Origin of the sequence: Streptosporangium fragile (assembly GCF_039534445.1) — a bacterium.
Taxonomy (GTDB): domain Bacteria; phylum Actinomycetota; class Actinomycetes; order Streptosporangiales; family Streptosporangiaceae; genus Streptosporangium; species Streptosporangium fragile.
Map to the genome: position 1 here is coordinate 22,337 of NZ_BAAAVI010000006.1, position 21,873 is coordinate 44,209.

Here is a 21,873-nt window from a genome sequence, read left to right on the forward strand (position 1 = left end):
GCATTCACTCAATCGTGCTGGAAACAGGTGGGGAAAAGCTCGCCCTGCGTATATTCGACCAGTTGGGCGGGTCTCGGGAAAGGTTTCTTTCTGGAAAGAAACCTTTCAGTTATGGTCGGGTGGTTAGTGTTACACCTCCGTCCGCGAGGCGCAAGGCCCTGTTCCGCCGAGGGTTCCGTTGCCTCGGCGACCTCGCCCGAGGCCCTTGCGTGGCTGTGGCGATCATGTAAGACTGGCGCTCGGTCTGAATAGTAAAGATTCTTTTCTGTAGTGCCTCTGTTGTCCGCGCATGAGAGGCACGTATACGTCCGATCTTTATGGGAGGTTCACATGGTGAACCTGACCGTTCCCCAGTTGCTCGGAGACCGGGCCCGCACCGACCCCGGCGGAGTCGCGCTGATCGTGCACGGCTCGGAGCCGCTCACCTACGGCCGCTGGCACGAGCGGTCCACCGCGCTGGCGAACGGCCTGGTCGCGCGGGGTGTCACCGGAGGAGACCGGGTGGGGCTGGTATTCGGGGCCGCCGACTGGACGGACTACGCCGTGGCGTTCTGCGGGGTCCTCGCCGCCGGGGCGGCGGCCGTGCCGCTTTCGGACCGCCTCGCCCCCGCCGACCTGCGCCTCATGCTCGACGACTGCGGCGCGAGCGGGATCGTCCACGCCGCCGGGCTCGCCCTGCCCGGGACGGGGCCCGGGATCGGCTGGACGGCGACGGTCGACGGCCTCGGCGCCGGCGCGTACGCCGAAACGTCCTATGAGACGGCCGACCCGCCGGTCCCGGAGCTCGGCGATCTCGCGCAGATCCTCTACACCTCCGGAACCACCGGCCGCCCCAAGGGAGTCGCGGCCACCCACGCCAACCTGACCCACGGCTGCGGTGCCCGGCGGCGCCCGTTCGCCCACTCCGAACACCTCGTCCACGCCTTCCCGATCGGTACCAACGCCGGCCAGACGATGTTGATCAACGCACTCGACGCCCACCCGGCCGTGGTGACGCTGCCGCGCTTCACCCCCGGCCGCTTCGCCGCGCTCATCGAGTCCTACCGCGCCGGGACGGTCTTCCTCGTCCCCGCGATGGCCATCGAGCTGATCAACGCGGGGGTGGCCGACCGGCACGACCTGTCCAGCGTGCTGCTGCTCGGCTCGGCCGCCGCGCCGCTGCCCTCGGCCGTCGCCCGCTCGCTCACCGAGGTCTTCCCCAGGGCGACGATCACCAACTACTACACCTCGACCGAGGCCGCCCCGGCCCAGACGATCATGATGTTCGATCCGGACCGCCCCGGAAGCGTCGGCCGCGCGGTCGCCGGGGGCCGGGTGCGGGTCGCCACGGCGGAGGGTGAACCGCTGCCGCCGGGGGAGACCGGCGAGGTCTGGATGCGCTCCCCGGCGGCGCCGCGCGCCTACTACGGCGATCCGGACAGCGCGACCTTCCGCGACGGCTGGGTGCGGATGGGCGACCTCGGCTACCTCGACGACGAGGGCTACCTCCACCTCGTCGACCGCGAGAGCGACGTGGTGAAGTCCGGCGCCCACAAGGTCTCCACGCTCCACGTGGAGGAGGCCGTCCACCACCACCCGGCGGTGATCGAGGCCGCCGCGTTCGGCGTCCCCCACCCCGTCCTCGGGACCGTCATCACCGTCGCCCTCGCCACCAGGGAGCCCCTCGCCCCGCAGGAGCTGCGGGTCTTCCTCAAAGATCACCTGGCCCCGCACGAGCTGCCCGCGCACGTCGTCGCCGTCGACGCCCTGCCCCGCAACAGCGGCGGCAAGGTCGACAAACGTGCTCTGCGGCGGGCCGTGGAGAACGCGCGATGACCGGGACCCCCGCCCCGACGCCCGCCTCGATGCCCGAGGTCACCTTCACCCAGCAGGGCATGTGGGTGACCGAGCAGACCGCGGACGTGGGGACCGCGTACCACATGCCGCTCCTGGTCCACCTGCGCGGCGGCCTGGACGCCGGGGCGCTGCTGGCCGCCTGCGCGGCGGTGGTGGACCGCCACCCGATGCTCGGCTCCGTGGTGGCCGAGGTGGACGGCGGGCTGCGTCTCGTCCCCGGTGTCGGCGTCCCCGTACGGCACGAGCCCGCCCCGCCCGGGACGGCGCCGCGGGAGGAAGGGGCCGCTGTGCCCGGGGCCGGGTCCGGCCTGCCCGGGGCCGTGCGGGAGGAGGTCCTGCGCCCGTTCGACCTGGAGAAGGGGCCGCTGGCCAGGTTCACCCTGTTCGAGACCGGACCGGGACGGCACCTGCTCGTCTTCGTCGCACACCATCTGATCTTCGACGGCCACTCCAAGGACGTCCTGGTACGCGACCTGGCCGCCTTCTACAACGGCGAGCCGCCACCCCCGCTGCCCGCGATCGACCACGGCCGGGCCGAGCGCGACCGGGTGGCCGCCGCACTCCCGGCCGCGCGGGAGTTCTGGGGGGCGCGCCGCCGGGACACCGGCGAGACCGTCGTGCTCGGCCGGGCACTCAGGTCCCGGCGGGCGGGCGGGGGCCGGGTGCTCCACCTCGCCGCCGACCCCTCGGTCCCCGGGCTGACCCGGTTCGAGGTGCTGCTGGCCGCGCTGCACGTCCTGCTCCTCGGGTACGGCAACGCCGAGGTGACGACCGCCGTCGACCTGTCCACCCGGCCCCCCGAGGCCGCCGACCACATCGGCCTGTTCGTCAACGAGCTCCCGGTCGCCTCCACCCCGGCCCCCGGGACGACCTTCCGCGCGTTCGCCACCGCGCTGCGCGCCGAGCTCCGCGAGATCTACCGGTTCCGGCAGGTGCCGCTCTCCCGCGCGGTACCCCGCCTGCGACCGCACGCCGCGCTGGTCCCCGTCTCCGTGAGCTACCGGACCCGCCGCACCGCCGCCCCGGTGTTCGCCGGGCTCGACGCGTCGGTGGAGTGGACCGTCTTCAACCACGCCGTCCGCGGCGCGCTGCACCTGCAGTGCGTGGACGGTCCCGGCGGGCTGGAGATCAGCCTGCGGTACGACCCCGAGACGGTACCCGACGCCGCCAGGGTGGCCGGCGACCTGCGTCTGGTGCTGGAACGCGCCACCTGCGACCCCGACCTGTCCCTGCACGACATTCTGGAGAGAACGAGATGGGTTCCGTCACCACGTTGACCGACCAGGTACGCGAGATCTGGGAGGAGGTCCTGGGCGTCTCACCGATCGACGACCACGACGACATCTTCGACCTGGGCGGGCACTCCCTGACCATCACGCAGATCATCGCCCGCATGCGCAAGCGCCTGGACATCGACGTCTCCTTGGACGCCTTCTTCGACAACCCGACCGTCGCCGGGCTCGTGGCCTCCCTCGGCGACGACTGAGACCCTCGACGGGCTCCGCCTCTCCCGCCTCTCCGACGACGACCTGGAGCTCCTGCTGCTGATCCGGCACGTCGAGCTCAAACTCCTGGAGCTGTACGGGAAGGGCGACCTCAACGGCACCACGCACACCTGCCTCGGCCAGGAGTACGTCCCCGTCGCGCTGCGTCCCCTGCTCGGCCCGGCCGACCACGTCTTCAGCAACCACCGGGGCCACGGCCACTACCTGGCCAGGTTCCGCGACCCGCACGGCCTGCTCGCCGAGATCATGGGCAGGGAGGGCGCGGTCTGCGGCGGCGTCGGCGGCAGCCAGCACATCCACCGCGACCGCTACCTGTCCACCGGCGTGCAGGGCGAGAGCCTGCCCGTGGCCGCCGGGGTGGCGCTCCACCTCAAGCGGGCCGAACCCGGCGCCCTGGCCTGCGTCCACATCGGCGACGGCACCTGGGGCGAGGGCGCGGTGTACGAGGCGCTCAACCTCGCCGCGCTCTGGGAGCTCCCGCTGCTCGTCGTCGTGGAGAACAACGGCATCGCCCAGTCCACCCCGACCTCGGCGCAACTGGCCGGGACGATCGGCGGCCGGGCGGCGGCGTTCGGCGTCCGGCACCACCTGGTCGTCTCCACCGACGTCAACGAGATCCGCCTCTCGCTGGAGCGGGCGGTCGCCGAGGTGCGCCGGGGCCGGCCGCTGGTGGCCGAGTTCGTGACCCACCGGCTCGGGCCGCACAGCAAGGGCGACGACATCCGCCCGGCCGGCGCCGTGCGGGCCGCCCGGGAGAACGACTGGTACGACCGCTACGCCCACGCCCACCCCGAGCAGTTCCACCGGCTCGACGGCGCCGTCAGGGCCGAGGTCCGGGGCGTCGCCGACGAGGTCGCCGCGCGCCCGCTCTCCCGCCGGGAGGGACCGTGCGCGTAGTGGAGAACCTCAACGCCGCCCTGCACGCCCTGCTGGACGACGACCCCACCGCCTACGTGCTCGGCGAGGACATCCTCGACCCGTACGGCGGCGCCTTCAAGGTCACCAGGGGCCTGTCCACCCGCTTCCCCGGGCGCGTGATCGGCACCCCGATCAGCGAGGGCGCGCTGACCGGCGTCGCGGCGGGCCTGGCACTGACCGGCAACACGGCCGTGGCCGAGATCATGTTCGGCGACTTCGTGACGCTCGCCTTCGACCAGATCTGCAACTTCGCCAGCAAGTCGGTGTCGATGTACGGCCGGCGGCTGCCGCTGCGGATGGTGGTGCGCTGCCCGACCGGCGGCGGCCGGGGCTACGGTCCCACGCACAGCCAGAGCCTGCAGAAGCACTTCGTCGGCATGCCGGGGCTCTCGCTGTACGAGATGTCCCCCTTCCATGACAACCGCGCGGTGTTCGCGGCGATGCTGGAGCGGGGCGAGCCCTGCGTGTTCTTCGAGGACAAGATCCTCTACACCCGGCGGATGGGCCGGACGGACCCGCTGTTCCGGGTGCGGCGCGACGGTGAGCTCGCCGTGGCGGACCTCGACGGGCACCCCGACTGCGTGGTCATCGCCCCCGGCGGGATGGTCCACCGGGCGCTGGGCGCGATGCGGTCCCTGCTGGTGGAGCAGGAGATCTCCGTACGGCTGCTGGTGCCCTCCCGGCTCTACCCGCTGGACGTGGAGGCGCTGCTGCCGTACCTGGCGGACACCGTCCTGGTCGCCGAGGAGAGCACGGCCGGCGGCACCTGGGGCAGCGAGGTCGCCCACCAGTTGCACGCCCGCGTCTGGGACCGCCTGCGCGGGCCCGTCCGCCTCGTCCACTCCCGGGCCGCCGTGATCCCCACCGCCGCGCACCTGGAGAGAGAGGTCCTGGTGGGGGAGTCCACGATCCACCACGCCGTACGGGAGGCCCTGCGTGGCTGACATCCGCGTCCCCAAGCTGAACAACAACGACACCGAGTACCTGATCGTCGAGTGGCTCGTCGGGGACGGGAAACCCGTCTCCGCCGGGGAACCGGTCGCCGTCCTGGAGACCTCCAAGGCGGCCGACGAGCTGGAGGCCGAGGAGACCGGCTACCTCCACCACGTCGCCGCTCTCAACACCTGGATCGCTCCCGGCGCCCTCCTGGCCCGCGTCACCGCCGAGGCCGCCCCGTCACCCCTCCCGTCACCCCTTCCGGCGCCCGCCCCGGCGTCTGTCCCGTCACCCCTTCCGGCGCCTGCCCCGGCTTCTCCCACAGCGTCCGTCTCTTCCCCGGACCCCGCTCTCGCCGGGCCCCCGGCCCTCGCCGAGGACCCCGCGTCCACCGCGCTCCCCGTACCCGCCGCTCCGGCGGATCCCGGCCTCGCCCCGGAGGCCGGGCAGCCGGTCGTCACCGACCCCGCCCGCGCGGCCATGGAGGACCTCGGCGTCTCCCACGCCGAGGTCACGGCCCTGGGCCTGGCCGTCGTCCGCCGCGCCGACGTCGTGGCCCTCGCCGCCCGCCGTACCGCGAACACGGCCACCGGCGAGCAGGGGGCGGGCACGCACCGGCTCTCCCGGGTACAGCGCGCCGTCGCGCGCGCCGTCACCACCTCGCACGGCACGATCCCCGCCGCCTACACGGCGGTGAAGTTCGAGGTCGGGCCATTGCTGGCGCGGGCCGGGGAGCTGAGCAGGCAGGTCCGCAGGCCGGTCGGTCTCGCGGAGCTGTTCGTCCGGGCCGTGGCCGCGCTGCACCCGGCGTTCCCCCTGTTCTTCGCCGCGGTCGACGGGACCGAGGCACGCCTGGCCGAGGCCCCGCGCGTCGGCGTCACCCTCGACCTGGGCGAAGGGCTCTACGTCCCCGTCGTCCGCGACACCGGGTCGCTCAGGGACATCGCCGACACGCTCATGCGCCACCGGCTCGCCGCCGCCGAGGGCGCCTTCCGGGAGAAGGACCTCACCGGCGCCAACATCGTCGTCACCCTGCACACCGACGCCGACGTCGTCCTCGCGATCCCGTTCGTCTTCCCCGGGACGGTCTGCGCGCTCGCGATCACCTCGCCGCAGCCGGAACTCGCCCTCGGCGAGGACGGCGCGGTGACCACGCGGACCGTCGCCACCATCGGTCTCGCCTACGACCACCGACTGGTCAACGGCCGGGACGCCGCTCTCTTCCTCAAGGCGCTCCGGGAGGAACTGCGTTGACCGATTCGACGAGCCAGGTCAGTCCTCGATTTTGAGCACCACCATGGCGATGTCGTCACTGGGCACATCGGACTGGAACCGCAGTATCTCGTCCATCAGGCGGGCGGCGATGCTCGCCGCGTCCCCCCTCCTGGCGGCCATCAGCACGTCCTGCATCCGCTCCTCGCCGAACATCTCGCCGTGGCCTCGCGCCTCGACGACACCGTCGGTGTAGAAGACGACGACGTCCTGCGGGAGGAGCTCGACCTCGACGTCAGTCAGTTTGACCCGCTTCAGGATGCCCAGCAGGGTTCCGGGGTGGCCGATCCTGCCCAGTCCGTCCCGGGAGATGTGGACGGGGGACGGGTGGCCGCCCAGGGAGAGGGTGAGGCGGAACCGGTTCTGCGTGCCGGGCGAGATCTGCGCGTAGGCCGCGGTCAGGAACCGGCCCGCCTTCTCGTCCAGCAGCACCTGGTTGAGGGTGGTGAGGATCGCCGCCGGGCTGCTCTCCCGGATGGGCGCGGCCCGGAGGGCGTAACGGGCCAGGCTGGTCACGACGGCCGCCTCCACCCCCTTGCCGCACACGTCCCCGATGGCGAGCGCCCAGCCGTCCACGATCTCGTGCATGTCGTAGAAGTCGCCGCCGACCTCGTCACCCTGCCCGGCAGGCCGGTACAGCCCCGCGACGTCCATCCCGGGAACGCGGGGCAGCACCGGGGGGATGAAGCTTCTCTGCAGAGTCCGGGCGAGCTCGCGCGCCTCCGTCTCGGACCGCTCGGCTCGCTGCCGCGCCCGCAGGAGCTCACGCTCGTACTCCCTGCGATCGGTCGCGGCGAACACGCAGATCCGGACGAGCTCCGGCCGGCTCGGTGTCCGTTCCTTCATCACCGCGTTGAGCAGAACCGGCAGCCTGCTCCCGTCCGCGCACTTCAGGTCGACCGCGATCTCCCGGACCGTCGCCTGCATGGTCAGCAGCGGGGCGAAATGCGTCTCGTAGAAGATCCGGTCACCGATCGGCAGCAGATCCTGGACCCGTGACCGGCCGACCAGTTCCTCCCGGGGATACCCCGTCAAGGCGAGTAGCGTGCGGTTGGCCCGGACGATCGTCCCGTCGAGCCGTGTGGTGAGGTAGCCGCACGGGGCGTCCTCGTACAGCTCCTCGAACTCGTCCTCGGCCATCCCCGTGTCACCGTGCCCGATCGCCGGCTCCCCGGCCTAGAGGAACGCCTTGATCGCGGTGATGGTCTCCTCCGGAGCGCTCAGGTTGGGGCAGTGGCCGGTCGCCCGCAGCAGTACCAGCTCGCTGTCGGGGATCGCCCGGTGGACGTACTCGCCCACCGCCACCGGGGCGATCACGTCGTTCGCGCACTGCAGGATCAGCGAGCGCACCGGGACCTTGGGGAGGTCGGCGCGGCTGTCCGACAGGAAGGTCACCCTGGCGAACCGTCTGGCGATCTCCGGGTCGGTACGGCAGAAGCTGTTGGCCAGTTCGTTCCCCAGCTCCGGGCGATCCGGATTCCCCATGATCACCGGTGCCATCGCGCTCGACCATCCCAGGTAGTTGCTGTCGAGGGAGTCCATGAGCTCCTCGATGTCGGCGGCGGCGAACCCGCCGACGTAGTCGCCGTCGTCGATGTAACGCGGTGAGGGCCCCACGAGCACCAGCTTGTCGAACCTGTCCGGCTCCCGGATGGCGGCCAGCGCACCGACCATCGCGCTGACCGAGTGACCGACGAAGACGAGGTCGGTCAGATCCAGTTCCCGGCAGATGTCGAGAACGTCCTGGACGTAGCCGTCGAGGGAGGCGTAGCGCTCGGCGGAGTAGGCCGCCATCTCCGACTTCCCGGCTCCCACGTAGTCGAACAGGACGATCTTGTACTCATCCTCGAAGGCGGGGGCCACCAGACGCCACATGTTCTGGTCGCAGCCGAACCCATGGGCGAAGACCATGGGTTTCCCCTCGGGCCGGCCCGAGATCCTGACATTGTTGCGAATCACGATGTCCACGCCTGGCACCCACTCTGCCGTCAGGATTACTTCCGCAAATGACCCTATGTTGTCACACAGGGTGATGGCAGGGCGGGGTTGCTCGCACCGTGAGCAGCCGGGCACGAGGACCCGCAGAGCGGCGGATGCCTCCGGTGCCGCCCGCACGGACCCCGTGGGCGCGGGGATGCGCGTGAGCCGGATCAGGCGCGCAGGCGCAGACCCCGCGGGGTCGGATGGAACCCGGCGGCCTCCAGGGCGGCGGCCAGGGGCGAGTCGTTGATGGCGGTGCCGTCGGCTCGTTCCACGGTCAGCTTGCCCAGGGCGCCGTCACGCACGGCCAGGGCCAGGGCGTCGACGGCGGGCCGGAGCCGGTCGTCGTCGGCGAAGGACAGCAGGGTCTTGCCGCCTCGCTCGATGTAGAGCACCAGATGCCCGTCGACGAGCACCACCAGGGCGCCCGCCTTCCGGCCCGGCTTGTGGGACACGTCGCCCGGGTGGGCGGGCCACGGCAGCGCCGCGCCGTACGGGTTGGCCGGGTCGGCCGCAGCCAGCACCACCGCCCGGCGCGCGTCCGGGATCGGCCGGCGGGTGTTCCACGGGCCGGTCGCCGGTGTCGTGCTTCCCGGTGTGCTCCACGGGTCGGTCGCCGGTGCCGTGCTCCCCGGTGGAGCGGAGACGGCGCGCATCCGGTCGACGGCACCCGGCAGGGCGAACTGGGCACCGCCCAGACCCTCGACGAAGTAGCCCCTGCGGCACCGGCCGCTTTCCTCGAAGGCGCGCAGCACCTGGTAGACCGCGGCGAACCCGCCGGGCAGCCGCTCGGCGACGACCGCGCCCCTGGTCACCACGCCGTGCCGCTCCAGCAGCACCTCGGCCTGGGCGTGCGCCCGCTGGGTCGCGTCGTCCGCCGGGCGGGGCAGCAGCCACCAGCGCCCTCCCACGGTCGGTGGCCCGCTCCTGGTCGGCAACACCGCCCGCCGCCTGCGCGTGGTGGCGGGGCGGTGCGCGGGACGCCCCGTGCCGAGCACCGCCCGCAGCGGCGCCAGCGTGTCACCGGTGATCCGTCCCGACCACACCAGATCCCACACCGCGGCGACCAGGATCCTGTCGTCGGGGACCGAACCGGCAGGGAGGGAACCGGCCGGAGCCGGAGTGGCCAGAAGCGAGCCGACACGGCCGGCCAGCTCGCGGAAGAACAGCGCGCCTCCACCGCCGAGGACGTCCAGCACCGCCTCGTGCACCGGGGTCAGGGTGACGTCGACCGGTTCGGGCATCAGCAGCGGCGCGGTGTCGGCGAAGTAGAGCGCCACCCAGCCGTCGCCACCCGGCAACGACCCCTGCCCCGCCCAGACCACCTCACCCGAGGAGGTCAGCTCGTCCAGCAGCGACGGCTCGTAGCCGGGCACCCGCGAGGGCAGCACCAGGGTCTCCAGCGCGGAGGCGGGCACCGCCGCGCCCTGCAGTTGCTCGACCGCGGCCACCAGCGCGTCGATCGGCGGCCTGCCCCGCTGGGGGGAACCGGTGATGCCGTGCCAGGTGGGTGCGAAGGCCGCCAGGGTCTCCGGCGGGACCGGCTCCACCTCCTTGCGGAGCCTCGCCAGGGACCTGCGGCGCAGCATCCGCAGCACCCCGGCGTCGCACCACTCCTCGCCCCGGCCACCGGGGCGGAACTCCCCGCTCACCACCCGTCCCGAGGCGGCCAGGCGGCGCAGCGCGTCGGTGACGACCGCCGGGCCGAGACCGAAGCGAGCCGCGGCGGTGCTCGCCGGGAAAGGGGCGCGGGTGCGGGCGTGCCGGGCGAGCAGGTCACCCAGCGGATCGTCGACCGGCTCCAGGAAGGCGTGCGGCACCCCTACGGGCAGCGGCACGCCGAGCGCGTCGCGCAGCCGGGCGGCGTCCTCGATCGCCGCCCACTGCTCCTGCCCGGCCACCCGTACCCTGATCGCCCGCCGCGCCTCCTCCAGCGCGGTCAGCCACGCCGGGTCACCCTCGCGTACGCTCACGTCCTCGGCGAGCAGCGGGCCGTGCGAACGGAGCAGGTCGGCCAGATCCTCGGCGTCGCGCAACGGCCGGTCCAGCCGGGCCAGCTCCCGTTCGGTGTCGGCGATCACGCCGGGGTCGAGCAGCTCGCGCAGGTCGGCCTGGCCCAGCAGCTCGGCCAGCAGGCTCGTGTCGAGGGCGAGCGCCTGGGCCCGGCGCTCGGCCAGCGGGGCGTCGCCCTCGTACATGAACGCGCCGATGTAGTCGAACAGCAGCGACGCCGCGAACGGCGACGCCTGGGAGGTCTCGACCTCCACCAGCCTGACCCGCCGCGCTGTGATGTCCCGCATGAGCCGGACCAGCTCCGGCACGTCGAAGACGTCCTGCAGGCACTCGCGCATCGTCTCCAGCACCACCGGGAACGACCCGTAGCGCCCGGCCACGGCCAGCAGGTGCGAGGCCCGCTGCCGCTGCTGCCAGAGCGGGGTCCGCTTGCCCGGCGTGCGGCGCGGCAGCAGCAGGGACCGTCCCGCGCACTCCCTGAACCGCGCCGCGAACAGCGCCGAGCCGCCGAGTTCCTCGGTGACGATCTGCTCGATCTCGTCCGCGTCGAAGACCGCGACGTCGGACGGGGGGTCGGAGAGCGTGTCGGGGACGCGCAGCACGATCCCGTCGTCGGAGTGGAGGGCCTGCACGTCGACGCCGTAGCGTTCCCGCAGCCGCCGCCCGATCGCCAGCGCCCACGGCGCGTGCACCCGCGCCCCGTACGGGGAGTGGATCACGACTCGCCAGTCGCCCAGCTCGTCGTGGAAGCGCTCGACCACCAGAGTCCTGTCGTCCGGCACGTATCCGGTGGCCTGCCGCTGCTCGGCCAGGTAGGCCAGCAGGTTGGCCGCGGCGAACTCGTCCAGCCCGGCCGCCCTGATCCGCTCCAGGGCCCTGGAGCGCGCGGCGTCCTCCGGTCCGGCGGCGCCGTCTCCCGAGACCGTGCCCTTCCCCGAGGCCGGGTTCCTTCCCGGGCCCGTACCCACTCCCCGGGTTGTGCCTTTCCCCGGGTTACGCCCCGTGCCTTTCCCCGGCCCCGCGGTCCCTCGCGGCCCCGGGCCGGAGCCCGGGTCCGCGGCCGGCCCCGAAGCCGTTCCGGCCCGGGCGTCCACCCCCGCGGCGGACATGTCGCGGAGGAACGCGCCGATGGCCCTGCCCAGCTCCGCGGGACGGCCCGCGGTGTCGCCGTGCCAGAAAGGGAGCTTGCCCGGCTGCCCCGGGGCGGGCGTGACCAGCACCCGGTCGGCCGTGATGTCCTCGATCCGCCAGGAGGTCGCGCCCAGCACGAACACGTCCCCGACCCGCGACTCGTAGACCATCTCCTCGTCCAGCTCACCGACCCGGGAGGCCTTCTCACCGACCAGGAACACCCCGAACAGCCCGCGGTCGGGGATCGTGCCGCCGTTCGTCACCGCCAGCCGCTGCGTGCCGGGACGGCCCTGGAGGGCGCCGGTGACCCGGTCCCAGACGATGCGCGGCCGGAGCTCGGCGAACTCCTCGCTCGGGTAGCGCCCGGCGAGCATGTCGAGCGTCGCCTCCAGCGCGCTCCTGGGCAGCGTGCGGTACGGCGCGGCACGGCGCACGACGGTCTCCAGCTCGTCGACCGTCCACTCGTCCAGGGCGGTCATCGCCACGATCTGCTGGGCGAGCACGTCGAGCGGGTTGCGCGGGTATCGCAGGTCTTCGATCTCGCCGTTTCTCATCCGCTCGGCCACCACGGCCGTCTGGACGAGGTCGCCGCGATACTTGGGGAAGATCACACCCCGGGAGACCGCCCCCACCTGGTGCCCGGCCCGGCCGATCCGCTGCAGGCCGCTGGCCGCGCTCGGCGGCGCCCCCACGCAGGCGACCAGGTCGACCGCGCCCATGTCGATGCCGAGCTCCAGGCTGGAGGTGGCGACCACGGCGGGCAGCCGCCCCGACTTCAACGCCTCCTCGATCTGGGCGCGCTCCTCCTTCGAGACCGAACCGTGGTGGGCCCGCACGATCTCCGGGACCACCCCCTTGGCCGAACCGGCCTGAGCCATCATCTCCGCCGGAGTGGCGGTCGAGGCCGGCGGGCCGGGGAACCCGTCCGCCCAGCGCACCGGCTCCGTTTCCGGGACCTGCCGGGCGGCCTGTCCCGGCTCCGTGGCGGCCCCGGCCTGCCCGGCGCCGGTGGACCGCCGCTCCCAGGCCAGCTCGTTGAGGCGGGTGCACAGCCGCTCGGCCAGCCGCCGCGAGTTGGCGAACACGATCGTCGACCGGTGATCGCCGATCAGGTCGAACAGCCGTTCCTCGACGTGCGGCCAGATGGACCGCCGCGCCGGGGTCTCGGTCAGCCACCGGTCGTCGTCGGGCATGTCGGCCGGGGCGGGGGAGGGGGCGTCCAGCTCGGTCATGTCCTCGATCGGCACGACCACGTCGACCTCGATCATCTTCTCCGCGGGCGGCTGGACCACCGTCGCCGGTCGCGCCCCGCCCAGGAAGGCGGCCACCTCGTTCACCGGGCGCACGGTCGCCGACAGGCCGACGCGCTGCGCGGGCCGCTCCAGCAGGGCGTCGAGCCGCTCCAGGCTGAGAGCCAGGTGCGCGCCGCGCTTGGTGGCCGCCACGGCGTGCACCTCGTCGACGATGACGGTCTCCACCCCGCGCAGTGCCTCGCGGGCCTGGCTGGTCAGCAGCAGGAACAGCGACTCGGGGGTGGTGATCAGGATGTCGGACGGCCTGGCCGCGAACCGGCGCCGATCCTCGGGGGAGGTGTCACCCGACCGGATCGCCACCGTGATCTCCGGCACCGGGAGACCGAGCCGTCGCGCGGTCTGCCTCAGCCCGGCCAGCGGTGCCCGGAGGTTGCGCTCGACGTCGACGGCCAGGGCCTTGAGCGGCGACACGTAGAGGACCCGGCATCGCCTGGCGGGCTCGTCGCCCTTCCCTTTCCGGAGTTTCCCCCCCTGCCCGTGCGGACGGCCCGGCCTGCCGTCCCCACCCCCGCCGCTTCCGGCGACCCGGCCGCCCTCGCCGCTTCCGGAGAGCCCTGCCGCGTTCGCGTCGGGCGCGCCGTCACCCGTATCCGCGTGTGAATCCGTACGCGTGCCTCCGGCGCGCTCGGCCGCCAGCCGGTCGAGCGACCACAGGAACGCGGCCAGCGTCTTGCCCGATCCGGTCGGCGCGACCACCAGCGTGTTGTCGCCCCGGGCGATGGACGCCCACGCGCCCTCCTGGGCGGCGGTCGGCGCGGCGAACGCCCCGGCGAACCACTCCCTGGTCATCGGGGTGAAGTGACCGAGCGCCCCGCCCGCCGTCTCGTCCATCACGTGCCCCCTCGCCCGGCTCGACCGACAATCGGCTGACCGCTCCATACTGCACAACCCCACCGACAGAAATCCGCCGCGCCGGCCCGCGGACCCACCGCGGAGGGGCGGCATGTGAAGGAACCCGGGCGGGAACCGGGAGGTCGCCGGGGCGTCGCCACCACAGCGTGACGCCCAAGGTAGGTTGGCCCCCTCCGACCACGGAGATAGAGCCTGACGAGCATCCGATGCATTGAGCGGTGAACGACGATGAGCATCGACTATCCGGCCATCGAGGCGGCGCGCGAGCGGATCAGGGCGCGGCACCTCAGGGAACACCGGCCCCCGAGCAGCGCCAGAGGGCTGCACCACTTCGCACTGATCTCCTCGGACGTCGAGGCGACGATCGCCTTCTACCAGGACCTGCTGGAGTTCCCCCTCACGGAGATCATCGAGAACCGCGACTACCGGGGGTCGAACCACTTCTTCTTCGACATCGGCAACGGCAACCTGCTGGCCTTCTTCGACTTCCCCGGCCTGGACCTCGGCCCCTACAGAGAGGTCCTCGGCGGGCTCCACCACATCGCCATCTCCGTCGACCCCTCCACCTGGGAGCGCCTGCGCGGCAAGCTGGAGGCCGCCGGCGTGCCCCACCAGGTCGAGAGCGGTGCCTCCGTCTACTTCACCGACCCCGACGGCGCCCGTCTCGAACTGCTTGCCGACCCTCTCGGCGAGATGTACGGCTCCCACGTCCTCTGACGTCTCACGGCGCGGAGGCCGGGATCCGGCCCCGGCCTCTCCGCCGGGTGACCGTCCGGCCCCGTGGACGGCCCGCTCGCGACCGCCCTGGTCGGCTCCCGCACTCCCGGGATGGATCCATACTTGGGAGATGCGCCTGTCGGAGTTCTGGAAGCGGATGAAGCTGCACTTCGGTGACCAGTACGCCGAATCATGGGCTCACGACTACGTCATCGCCGAGCTCGGCGGCCGGACGGTCGTCCAGGCTCTGGCCGACGGGATCGGGGCCAAGGAGGTCTGGCAGGCCGTGTGCGAGGTGACCGACGTCTCCCCCAAACTGCGCTGATCCCTGCCGGGCCACGCCGCGGCGGGTCCTGTCGAGCGGCGTCGTCTTGTCGAGCGTCGTCTTGTCGAGTGTCGTCAAGTCCGTCCGCCTGTTGAGCGGCGTGAAGTCCGTCCGCCTGTTGAGCGGCGTGAAGTCCGTCCGCGTCGAGTTCCCGCCGCGCCGTCCCGGTTTCCGGTCGCGTTCCGCCGCGTCGGTCCCGGCCGCGGCACGGGATGCCGGGCCTGCCGTGCCGGAGCCGCTCCGGAAGCGCCGCGCAGGGCGGTTCAGGAGTGGCCGGGCCGGTCGGGAGGGCCGGGAGGCGGGTTGAGGAGCTTGCCGATCGCCTCGGCCGCGTGCGCGGGGTCGTCGGCGCTCTCCTGGCCGTCCGGTGACCAGAGAAAGAGCCAGCCGTCCGCGGCGGGGGTGGCGAAGACGATCGTCTGCCGGAAGTTCTCCGGATGCCAGACCCACAGGACCGGGGCGGTGCCCCCGACCTTGCGGCTGGTCAACCCTCGTCGTCGGAGTTCGGTGGCCAGGGAGTCGAGATGGACGAGACGCTGCTGCGTGAACGCGTTGGGCACGTCGGGCACCTCGAAATCGTTTTGCCTTCAGGATCACCCCAGGTCACGTCCGGGACAACAGATACGACGGAAATGCCCGGGAATGTCGCCTCGCGGATGGGTCTGCGACCCCCGGAGGCGCGCCTGGAGCGGTCCGCGCCCGGCCTCCTGCGGTGCGCGCGTCATACTCCGGGGCTCCGGGACGCGTCTCGCCGACCGGCGGCGATCGAACAGCCGTTCGGCTATATTGAACAGGCCACCACTCCTGGCGTGCCCTCCCGAAAATGTCGGTGGCACACCGTAGCTTTCTGGCAACCGATCCAAACCGCGACCATCCAGGGGGGCTCCCATGGCACCTAACGACCGCGAGAAGGCGCTTGAGACCGCGCTCGCTCAGATCGAGCGGCAGTTCGGCAAGGGGTCCATCATGCGCCTGGGCGACGAGACCCGGGCGCCCATCGAGGTGATCCCCACCAGTTCCATCGCGCTCGACGTGGCGCTCGGCATCGGCGGCTTCCCGCGCGGCCGCATCGTGGAGATCTACGGCCCCGAGTCCTCGGGTAAGACGACGGTCGCTCTGCACGCGGTGGCCAACGCCCAGCGTGCCGGAGGCATCGCAGCCTTCATCGACGCCGAGCACGCCCTCGACCCGGAGTACGCCCAGAAGCTGGGCGTCGACACCGATGCGCTGCTCGTCTCCCAGCCCGACACCGGTGAGCAGGCGCTGGAGATCGCAGACATGCTGATCAGGTCGGGCGCGGTCGACCTGCTGGTCGTCGACTCGGTCGCGGCCCTGGTGCCCAAGGCCGAGATCGAGGGCGAGATGGGCGACAGCCACGTCGGCCTTCAGGCCCGGCTGATGTCGCAGGCGCTGCGCAAGATCGCCGGCGCGCTCAACAGCACCGGCACCACCGCCATCTTCATCAACCAGCTCCGCGAGAAGATCGGCGTCATGTTCGGCTCGCCCGAGACCACGACCGGTGGAAAGGCGCTGAAGTTCTACGCTTCGGTCCGGCTCGACATCCGCCGCATCGAGACGCTGAAGGACGGCACCGAGGCGGTCGGCAACCGCACCCGGGTCAAGGTCGTCAAGAACAAGATGGCCCCGCCCTTCCGCGTGGCCGACTTCGACATCCTTTACGGGGTCGGCATCTCGCGCGAGGGCGGCCTGATCGACATGGGTGTCGAGCACGGGTTCGTCCGCAAGTCCGGCGCCTGGTACACCTACGAGGGCGACCAGCTCGGTCAGGGCAAGGAGAACGCGCGAAACTTCCTGCGCAACCACCCCGACATGGCCAACGAGATCGAGAAGAAGATCAAGGAAAAGCTCGGCATCGGCCCCCGCCTCGACAGCCCGGCCACCCCGCCGCCGGCCGCTCCCGCTCCTGCTCCCGCGGCCTCGGGTCGCGGTTCCAAGGCAGCCGCGGCCAAGCCGGGTGACGCCTGATTCGGGCTGAGCGATGACGACGGGACCTGACTCCGGTCCGGCCGGCGCGGCCGGGCCGCGAGACTGGGGTGCCTGGCCTGACGCTCCCGGAGTGGCCTCCGGACCCGAAACGACCTCTCGACCCGGAGCGGCGGCTCCGGGCATGGGGGAGTCGTTCCCCGGGCTCCGGGAGGGTGCGCCGGGGTCGGAGGGGGGCGGGCCGCGGGGCGGGAGGCCGAGTCCGTCCCGACGTGGCGGAAGGCGATCCCGGGGCGGCTCCCCGGGGTTCCTGCCCGACGGGCCGGTCGAGGAGTCCCCGGCGAGCCGGGGCCCCGACGCCGATCCGCAGGCGGTGGCGCGGGCGATCTGCCTGCGGCTGCTGACCATGGCGCCGCGCACCCGGGCCCAGCTGGCGGAGGCGCTGCGCAAACGAGAAGTGCCCCAGGAGGCTGCCGACGCGGTGCTGGAGCGCTTCTCCGAGGTGGGGCTCATCGACGACGAGGCGTTCGCTGCCGCGTGGGTGAGCTCGCGCCACGCGGGGCGCGGCCTCGCGCGCAGGGCGCTCGCCTCCGAGCTCCGTCACCGTGGCGTGGATGAGGACACGGTGAAGGAAGCGGTCGAGCAGGTCGACCCCGAGCAGGAGGCCGAGACGGCCCGCCGGCTCGTGGAGCGCAAGCTCTCCTCGACGCGCGGTCTGGATCCCGCAGCCAGAACTCGCAGGCTGGCAGGCATGCTCGCCCGTAAGGGATACGGTCCGGGTTTGGCCTTTCGCGTCATCCGCGAAGCCCTTGAGAGGGAAGAGTCGGAAACCTCATCTTTTCCCGCTGATCTCGACTATCCGCTCGACTAACTCAAAGCGGCTTGACAGCGGGTCTTTGCTTGCTCGTTACCTCGCTGACGCTTAATCTCAACGGCAGTGAGGAGTTACTCCGCGCAGCGCGGATTGTCATAGCGGTGTATTACGGACAAGCAGGCTCGACAGATGGGGAGGGATGACGGACCGGCGGGCGCAGCCGGTGCGCGATGCCTCCTGGATCGGCATCTGTCCTGGTAAGGCCGCCGCTTGAGCTTTCCGCGCCATACGTGTGACTCCTCGTGTGCTTGATATTTGCGACGCGAGGAAGGTGAGCCGCGCATGGACCCCGGTGTGGTCGTCATGTTGGCAGTGGCGGTCGTGGCTCTTGCCGTGATGACGATAGCCGTTTCGGTCGTGCTCCTGCGTCGCGTCGGCGCAACCGGTGGCAGGCTCAAGGGCCCGACGCCCGAGCAGGAGGCCCAGATCGAGGCCTGGTTCGACGAGGCCAGGCGTGAGGCGGCGGAGATCCGTACCAAGGCCGAGAGCGATGCCGGAGAGCTTCTGCGCCGCTCGGAGGCGGCGGTCGAGGCGGCCGCCGAGATGCGCAAGGAGGCCGAGGCCGAGGGGCGGGTGCTGAAGTACGAGCTCAAGGAGCTCCGGGCCGACCTCGAACGCCGGGAGAACCGGCTGGCCGAGCGCGAGCAGCGCCTTGACGAGGAGGCCAGGCGCCAGGCGGAGCGGGCCCGGAAGCTCGCCGAGACGGAGACGGAGCTGGCCCACCGCCGCGAGGACCTCGACCGAGTCGCCGAGGAACGCAAGGCCGTCCTGGAACGGGTCTCCGGCCTCACCGGCGAGCAGGCCAAGGCGGAGCTCGTCCGGGAGATCGAGAACCAGGCCAAGCGCGAGGCCGCCCTGATCGTCCGGGAGATCGAGAGCCAGGCCCGCAAGGAGGGCGAGAAGCGCGCCACCAAGATCGTCACGCTGGCGGTCCAGCGCATCGCCACCGAGCAGACCGCCGAGTCCGTCGTCAGCGTCCTCCACCTGCCGGGTGACGAGATGAAGGGCCGCATCATCGGCCGGGAGGGGCGCAACATCCGCGCCTTCGAGTCGACCACCGGGGTCAACCTGATCATCGACGACACGCCCGAAGCCGTGTTGCTGTCATGTTTCGACCCGGTCCGCCGGGAGACCGCTCGGCTGACGCTGGAGAAGCTCGTCCTCGACGGGCGCATCCACCCGCAGCGCATCGAGGAGGCCCACGAGCGCAGCAAGGCCGAGGTGCAGGAGCTGTGCGTGCGCGCCGGCGAGGACGCCCTCATGGAGCTCGGCATCACCGACATGCACCCGGAGCTGGTCACTCTGCTCGGCCAGTTGCGCTACCGCACCTCCTACGGCCAGAACGTGCTCGGCCACCTCATCGAGTCCGCCCACATCGCCGGGATCATGGCGGCCGAGCTCGGGCTCGACCCGACGCTTCTCAAGCGCTGCACGCTCCTGCACGACATCGGCAAGGCTCTCACCCACGAGGTCGAGGGCAGTCACGCGCTCATCGGCGCCGAGATCGCCAGGCGGTACGGCGAGCACGAGGACGTCGTCCACGCCATCGAGGCCCACCACAACGAGGTCGAGGTCAAGACCGTCGAGGCGGTCCTGACCCAGGCCGCAGACGCGATCAGCGGCAGCCGCCCCGGTGCCCGGCGCGAGTCCCTGGAGGCCTACGTCAAGCGGCTGGAGCGCCTGGAGGAGATCGCCACCTCCTACGACGGCGTCGAGAAGGTCTTCGCCATGCAGGCCGGCCGCGAGATCCGGGTCATGGTGAAGCCCGACGCGGTCGACGACATCCAGGCTCAGGTGATCGCCCGGGATGTCGCCAAGCAGGTCGAGGAGGAGCTCACCTACCCCGGTCAGATCCGCATCACGGTCGTCCGCGAGTCGCGGGCCACCGAGTTCGCCCGCTGACCGCCGCCGCCCGCCTCTGCGGCCGGGGACGCCTGCCGCGGAGGCGGCCGGAGACGGTCCCGCCTCAGGCCTGGAAGATCTGCTGGTAGAAGGCGAGCTCGGTGGCCAGCGCGGCGCTGCGGGTCTCGGCGCGCCGGAAGCCGTGCGCCTCGCCCTCGAACGTCAGGTATGTGCAGGGCACTCCTCGCTCGGCGAGGGCGTCGGCGAAGGCCTGCGACTGGGCCGGGGGAACCACCGGGTCCGACAGGCCCTGCAGGAGCAGCATGGGGCAGGTCACCCCGTCGGCCAGGGCGAGCGGTTCGCGTGAGGCGTACAGGCCGGGGTCTTCCGGGCCGATCAACCATTCGATGTAGCGCGACTCGAAGTCGTGGGTGGTCGCGATGAGCGGCGCCAGCGAGCTCACCCCGAAGTAGGAGACACCGCCGGCGAACGCGCCGGACGTGCAGCAGGCCGCCATGACGGTCCACCCGCCCGCGCTCCCGCCCCGGATCGCGATGCGCGCGGGGTCGGCCAGACCCTCGTCGGCCAGCCACTCGGCCGCGCCGATCGCGTCTTCGACGTCGACCACGCCCCACTGGCCCTTCAGCCGTTCGCGGTAGGCGCGGCCGTAACCGGTGGAGCCGCCGTAGTTGACGTCGAGCACGCCGATGCCCCGGCTGGTGAAGAACGCCTTCTCCAGATCGAGCGCGCCGGTGCTGTGGCCGGTCGGCCCGCCGTGCACGAACACGACGTACGGCGGGGCGCCCTCGCCGTACGCTCGCGGGTTCGCCGGCGGGTAGAGGTAGGCGTGCACCCGGCGGCCGAACCGGCTCTCGATCCGCACGCTCCGGGGGAGCGGCAGGTAGGCGACGTCGGGCAGTTCGTCGACGTCGCGGCGGAGCTCCTCCGCCCGCCCGGTGACGGTGTCGACCCGGACGATCGACCGGGGCAGCGTCGGGCCGTACCCGATCCCGGTCAGGGTGCGGCCGTCCGCGGCCAGCACCGGGAACCAGCCGTCGTAGGGGACGTCGAGGTCGCGCAGCACGCCGCTGCCGGGGTCGAGGACGCCCAGCCGCAGGTCGCCCTGACCGTGCAGGACCGCCAGGTTCCCGTCGGCCAGCACCGCGTACGGTGCCCCGCCGAGCTGCCAGAGCGGCCCGGCGAACTCCTCCTCGGCGGGGTGGAGCGCCTGCGGTGAGGCGCCGTCGATCCCGACCCGGTAGAGGTTCCACCAGCCCGACCGGTCGGAGACCAGGTAGAGGCTGCGGTCGTCGCGCCACTGCGGGGCGAGCACCGATTCGTCGGGGCCACCCGTGACCGTCCGGCAGGCACCGTCGGCCAGCCGGCACACGCGCAGCTCGGTGCCGTTCCACGGCATGCGGGGATGGTCCCAGCAGATGAAGGCCAGATGTTCGCCGTCGGGTGAGAGCGCGAGGGAGGCGTAGAAGTCGTTCCCGCTGACCAGCTCGTGCGGCTCGACCCCGGCCGCGCCGTCGTCCGGCGCCCCGTCCGGTAGCGGGACCGCCACGATCGAGCGGCTCACCGTGCCGTCCCGATGATGGCGCTCCCGCACACACCAGATCCGGTCATCGTGAACGATCATCTCCGCGTACCGGAGCGCGGCCCGGTGCTCCGGCTCGGGCGTGATCGGCCGCGGCTCGCCGCCGCCGGTCAGCAGGTAGAGCCGCTGGTCGGTGAAGTTCGCGAACACCACGCCGCGGCCGGGCACGATCGCGTACGACCGCCCGCCGTACTCGTGGACCCTGGTCCTGGCGTTCCACGGCGCTCGCAGCAGCTCGCGGCGGACGCCGTCGGCGCTCCGGTGCATGATCGTGGTCCGGCCGCCCTCGGCTGGGCGGTCTTCGGTCCACCAGACCTCGTCGCCGAGCACCGTCGGGAAGCCGATGTGCAGCCCGGAGCGGGCCACGTCGGCTGTCGAGACCGGTGAGGGCCAGGTGGCGTACGGCAGGACGACCTGCTCGGGGGACATGGCGTAATCCTGCCCGATAACCCGGCGCCTGTCGCCGGTATGGCGCTCGAACCGCATCGGGCATGCGAGATATCCGTTTTGTGGCACGTCGGAGAAGGCGTGTCCTGTCCGTTGTGCAGGGGGATGCCCGGTGACGGTGGCGGGGGAGACGATCTGGGCCCGCGGGGGGATGGCCCTGCGGTGTCGCCGGGAGGGGCATCGGGGTTCTGCGGTGCTGCTGGGAGGGGGTCGTGGGGGCAAGTCGGTTCTGCGGTGCTGCTGGGAGGGGGTCGGGAGGGGCATCGGGGTTCTGCGGTGCTGCTGGGGGCAAGTCGGTTCTGCGGTGCTGCTGGGAGGGTGCCGGGACGGTCCCGCGGCACCATCGGGAGGGGGCCGAGGCGGGTGAG

Annotated in this window: 16 protein-coding genes; 11 read left to right on the forward strand and 5 right to left on the reverse strand. The window is 72.2% G+C overall.

Annotated elements, in window-relative coordinates:
• Positions 1 to 330: 330 nt before the first annotated feature.
• The 6 genes from ABD841_RS05730 to ABD841_RS05755 all read left to right on the forward strand — a co-directional run bounded on the left by ABD841_RS05730 (position 331) and on the right by ABD841_RS05755 (position 6,449).
• Positions 331 to 1,815, forward strand: coding sequence for a class I adenylate-forming enzyme family protein (locus ABD841_RS05730; RefSeq protein WP_344968578.1), 1,485 nt, complete (start codon positions 331 to 333; stop codon positions 1,813 to 1,815).
• A complete protein-coding gene (locus ABD841_RS05735; protein ID WP_344968579.1) occupies positions 1,812 to 3,113 on the forward strand; it encodes a condensation domain-containing protein in 1,302 nt (433 codons plus the stop codon). Before ABD841_RS05730 ends, ABD841_RS05735 begins: the two co-directional genes overlap by 4 nt.
• Entirely contained in the window at positions 3,092 to 3,322 is a 231-nt protein-coding gene (locus ABD841_RS05740; protein ID WP_344968580.1) for a phosphopantetheine-binding protein, read from the forward strand. Before ABD841_RS05735 ends, ABD841_RS05740 begins: the two co-directional genes overlap by 22 nt.
• A 61-nt stretch (positions 3,323 to 3,383) precedes the next feature.
• Entirely contained in the window at positions 3,384 to 4,238 is an 855-nt protein-coding gene (locus ABD841_RS05745; protein WP_344968853.1) for a thiamine pyrophosphate-dependent dehydrogenase E1 component subunit alpha, read from the forward strand.
• Entirely contained in the window at positions 4,229 to 5,203 is a 975-nt protein-coding gene (locus ABD841_RS05750; RefSeq protein ID WP_344968582.1) for an alpha-ketoacid dehydrogenase subunit beta, read from the forward strand. The genes ABD841_RS05745 and ABD841_RS05750 overlap by 10 nt, the downstream gene beginning before the upstream one ends.
• On the forward strand, positions 5,196 to 6,449 hold the full coding sequence (locus ABD841_RS05755) for a 2-oxo acid dehydrogenase subunit E2 (RefSeq protein WP_344968584.1): 1,254 nt from the start codon (positions 5,196 to 5,198) through the stop codon (positions 6,447 to 6,449). Before ABD841_RS05750 ends, ABD841_RS05755 begins: the two co-directional genes overlap by 8 nt.
• A gap of 18 nt (positions 6,450 to 6,467) precedes the next feature.
• On the opposite strand, the gene ABD841_RS05760 is transcribed toward ABD841_RS05755, so the two are convergent.
• From ABD841_RS05760 to ABD841_RS05770, 3 genes are all read right to left on the reverse strand, one after another.
• Positions 6,468 to 7,607: a PP2C family protein-serine/threonine phosphatase gene (locus ABD841_RS05760; protein ID WP_344968585.1), complete on the reverse strand. Its 1,140-nt coding sequence runs from the start codon at positions 7,605 to 7,607 to the stop codon at positions 6,468 to 6,470.
• A gap of 36 nt (positions 7,608 to 7,643) precedes the next feature.
• On the reverse strand, positions 7,644 to 8,435 hold the full coding sequence (locus ABD841_RS05765; protein WP_344968587.1) for an alpha/beta fold hydrolase: 792 nt from the start codon (positions 8,433 to 8,435) through the stop codon (positions 7,644 to 7,646).
• 182 nt (positions 8,436 to 8,617) lie between these two features.
• Positions 8,618 to 13,735: an ATP-dependent helicase gene (locus ABD841_RS05770; RefSeq protein ID WP_344968588.1), complete on the reverse strand. Its 5,118-nt coding sequence runs from the start codon at positions 13,733 to 13,735 to the stop codon at positions 8,618 to 8,620.
• 249 nt (positions 13,736 to 13,984) lie between these two features.
• On the opposite strand from ABD841_RS05770, the gene ABD841_RS05775 reads away from it, so the two are divergent.
• Together ABD841_RS05775 and ABD841_RS05780 are read left to right on the forward strand one after the other, a co-directional pair.
• Positions 13,985 to 14,473 carry a VOC family protein gene (locus ABD841_RS05775; RefSeq protein ID WP_344968590.1) on the forward strand — a complete coding sequence of 163 codons (489 nt, stop codon included), beginning with the start codon at positions 13,985 to 13,987 and terminating at the stop codon, positions 14,471 to 14,473.
• A 130-nt stretch (positions 14,474 to 14,603) separates the two neighbouring features.
• Positions 14,604 to 14,798: a DUF3046 domain-containing protein gene (locus tag ABD841_RS05780; protein ID WP_344968591.1), complete on the forward strand. Its 195-nt coding sequence runs from the start codon at positions 14,604 to 14,606 to the stop codon at positions 14,796 to 14,798.
• 263 nt (positions 14,799 to 15,061) lie between these two features.
• On the opposite strand, the gene ABD841_RS05785 is transcribed toward ABD841_RS05780, so the two are convergent.
• The gene (locus tag ABD841_RS05785; RefSeq protein ID WP_344968592.1) at positions 15,062 to 15,358 is read right to left on the reverse strand and encodes a hypothetical protein; all 297 of its coding nucleotides are present in this window, start codon (positions 15,356 to 15,358) and stop codon (positions 15,062 to 15,064) included.
• A gap of 328 nt (positions 15,359 to 15,686) precedes the next feature.
• Between ABD841_RS05785 and recA the strand changes: the two genes are divergently transcribed.
• The 3 genes from recA (at position 15,687) to rny (ending at position 19,518) form a co-directional block, all read left to right on the forward strand.
• A complete protein-coding gene (gene recA / locus ABD841_RS05790; RefSeq protein ID WP_344968594.1) occupies positions 15,687 to 16,784 on the forward strand; it encodes a recombinase RecA in 1,098 nt (365 codons plus the stop codon).
• Between the two features lie 142 nt (positions 16,785 to 16,926).
• Positions 16,927 to 17,613, forward strand: a complete 687-nt coding sequence (gene recX, locus ABD841_RS05795; protein WP_344968596.1) for a recombination regulator RecX — start codon at positions 16,927 to 16,929, stop codon at positions 17,611 to 17,613.
• A 339-nt stretch (positions 17,614 to 17,952) separates the two neighbouring features.
• Entirely contained in the window at positions 17,953 to 19,518 is a 1,566-nt protein-coding gene (rny, locus tag ABD841_RS05800; RefSeq protein ID WP_344968598.1) for a ribonuclease Y, read from the forward strand.
• 64 nt (positions 19,519 to 19,582) lie between these two features.
• Here rny and ABD841_RS05805 read toward each other — a convergent pair whose 3' ends face one another.
• Positions 19,583 to 21,487, reverse strand: a complete 1,905-nt coding sequence (locus tag ABD841_RS05805; RefSeq protein ID WP_344968600.1) for a S9 family peptidase — start codon at positions 21,485 to 21,487, stop codon at positions 19,583 to 19,585.
• Between the last annotated feature and the right edge of the window lie 386 nt (positions 21,488 to 21,873).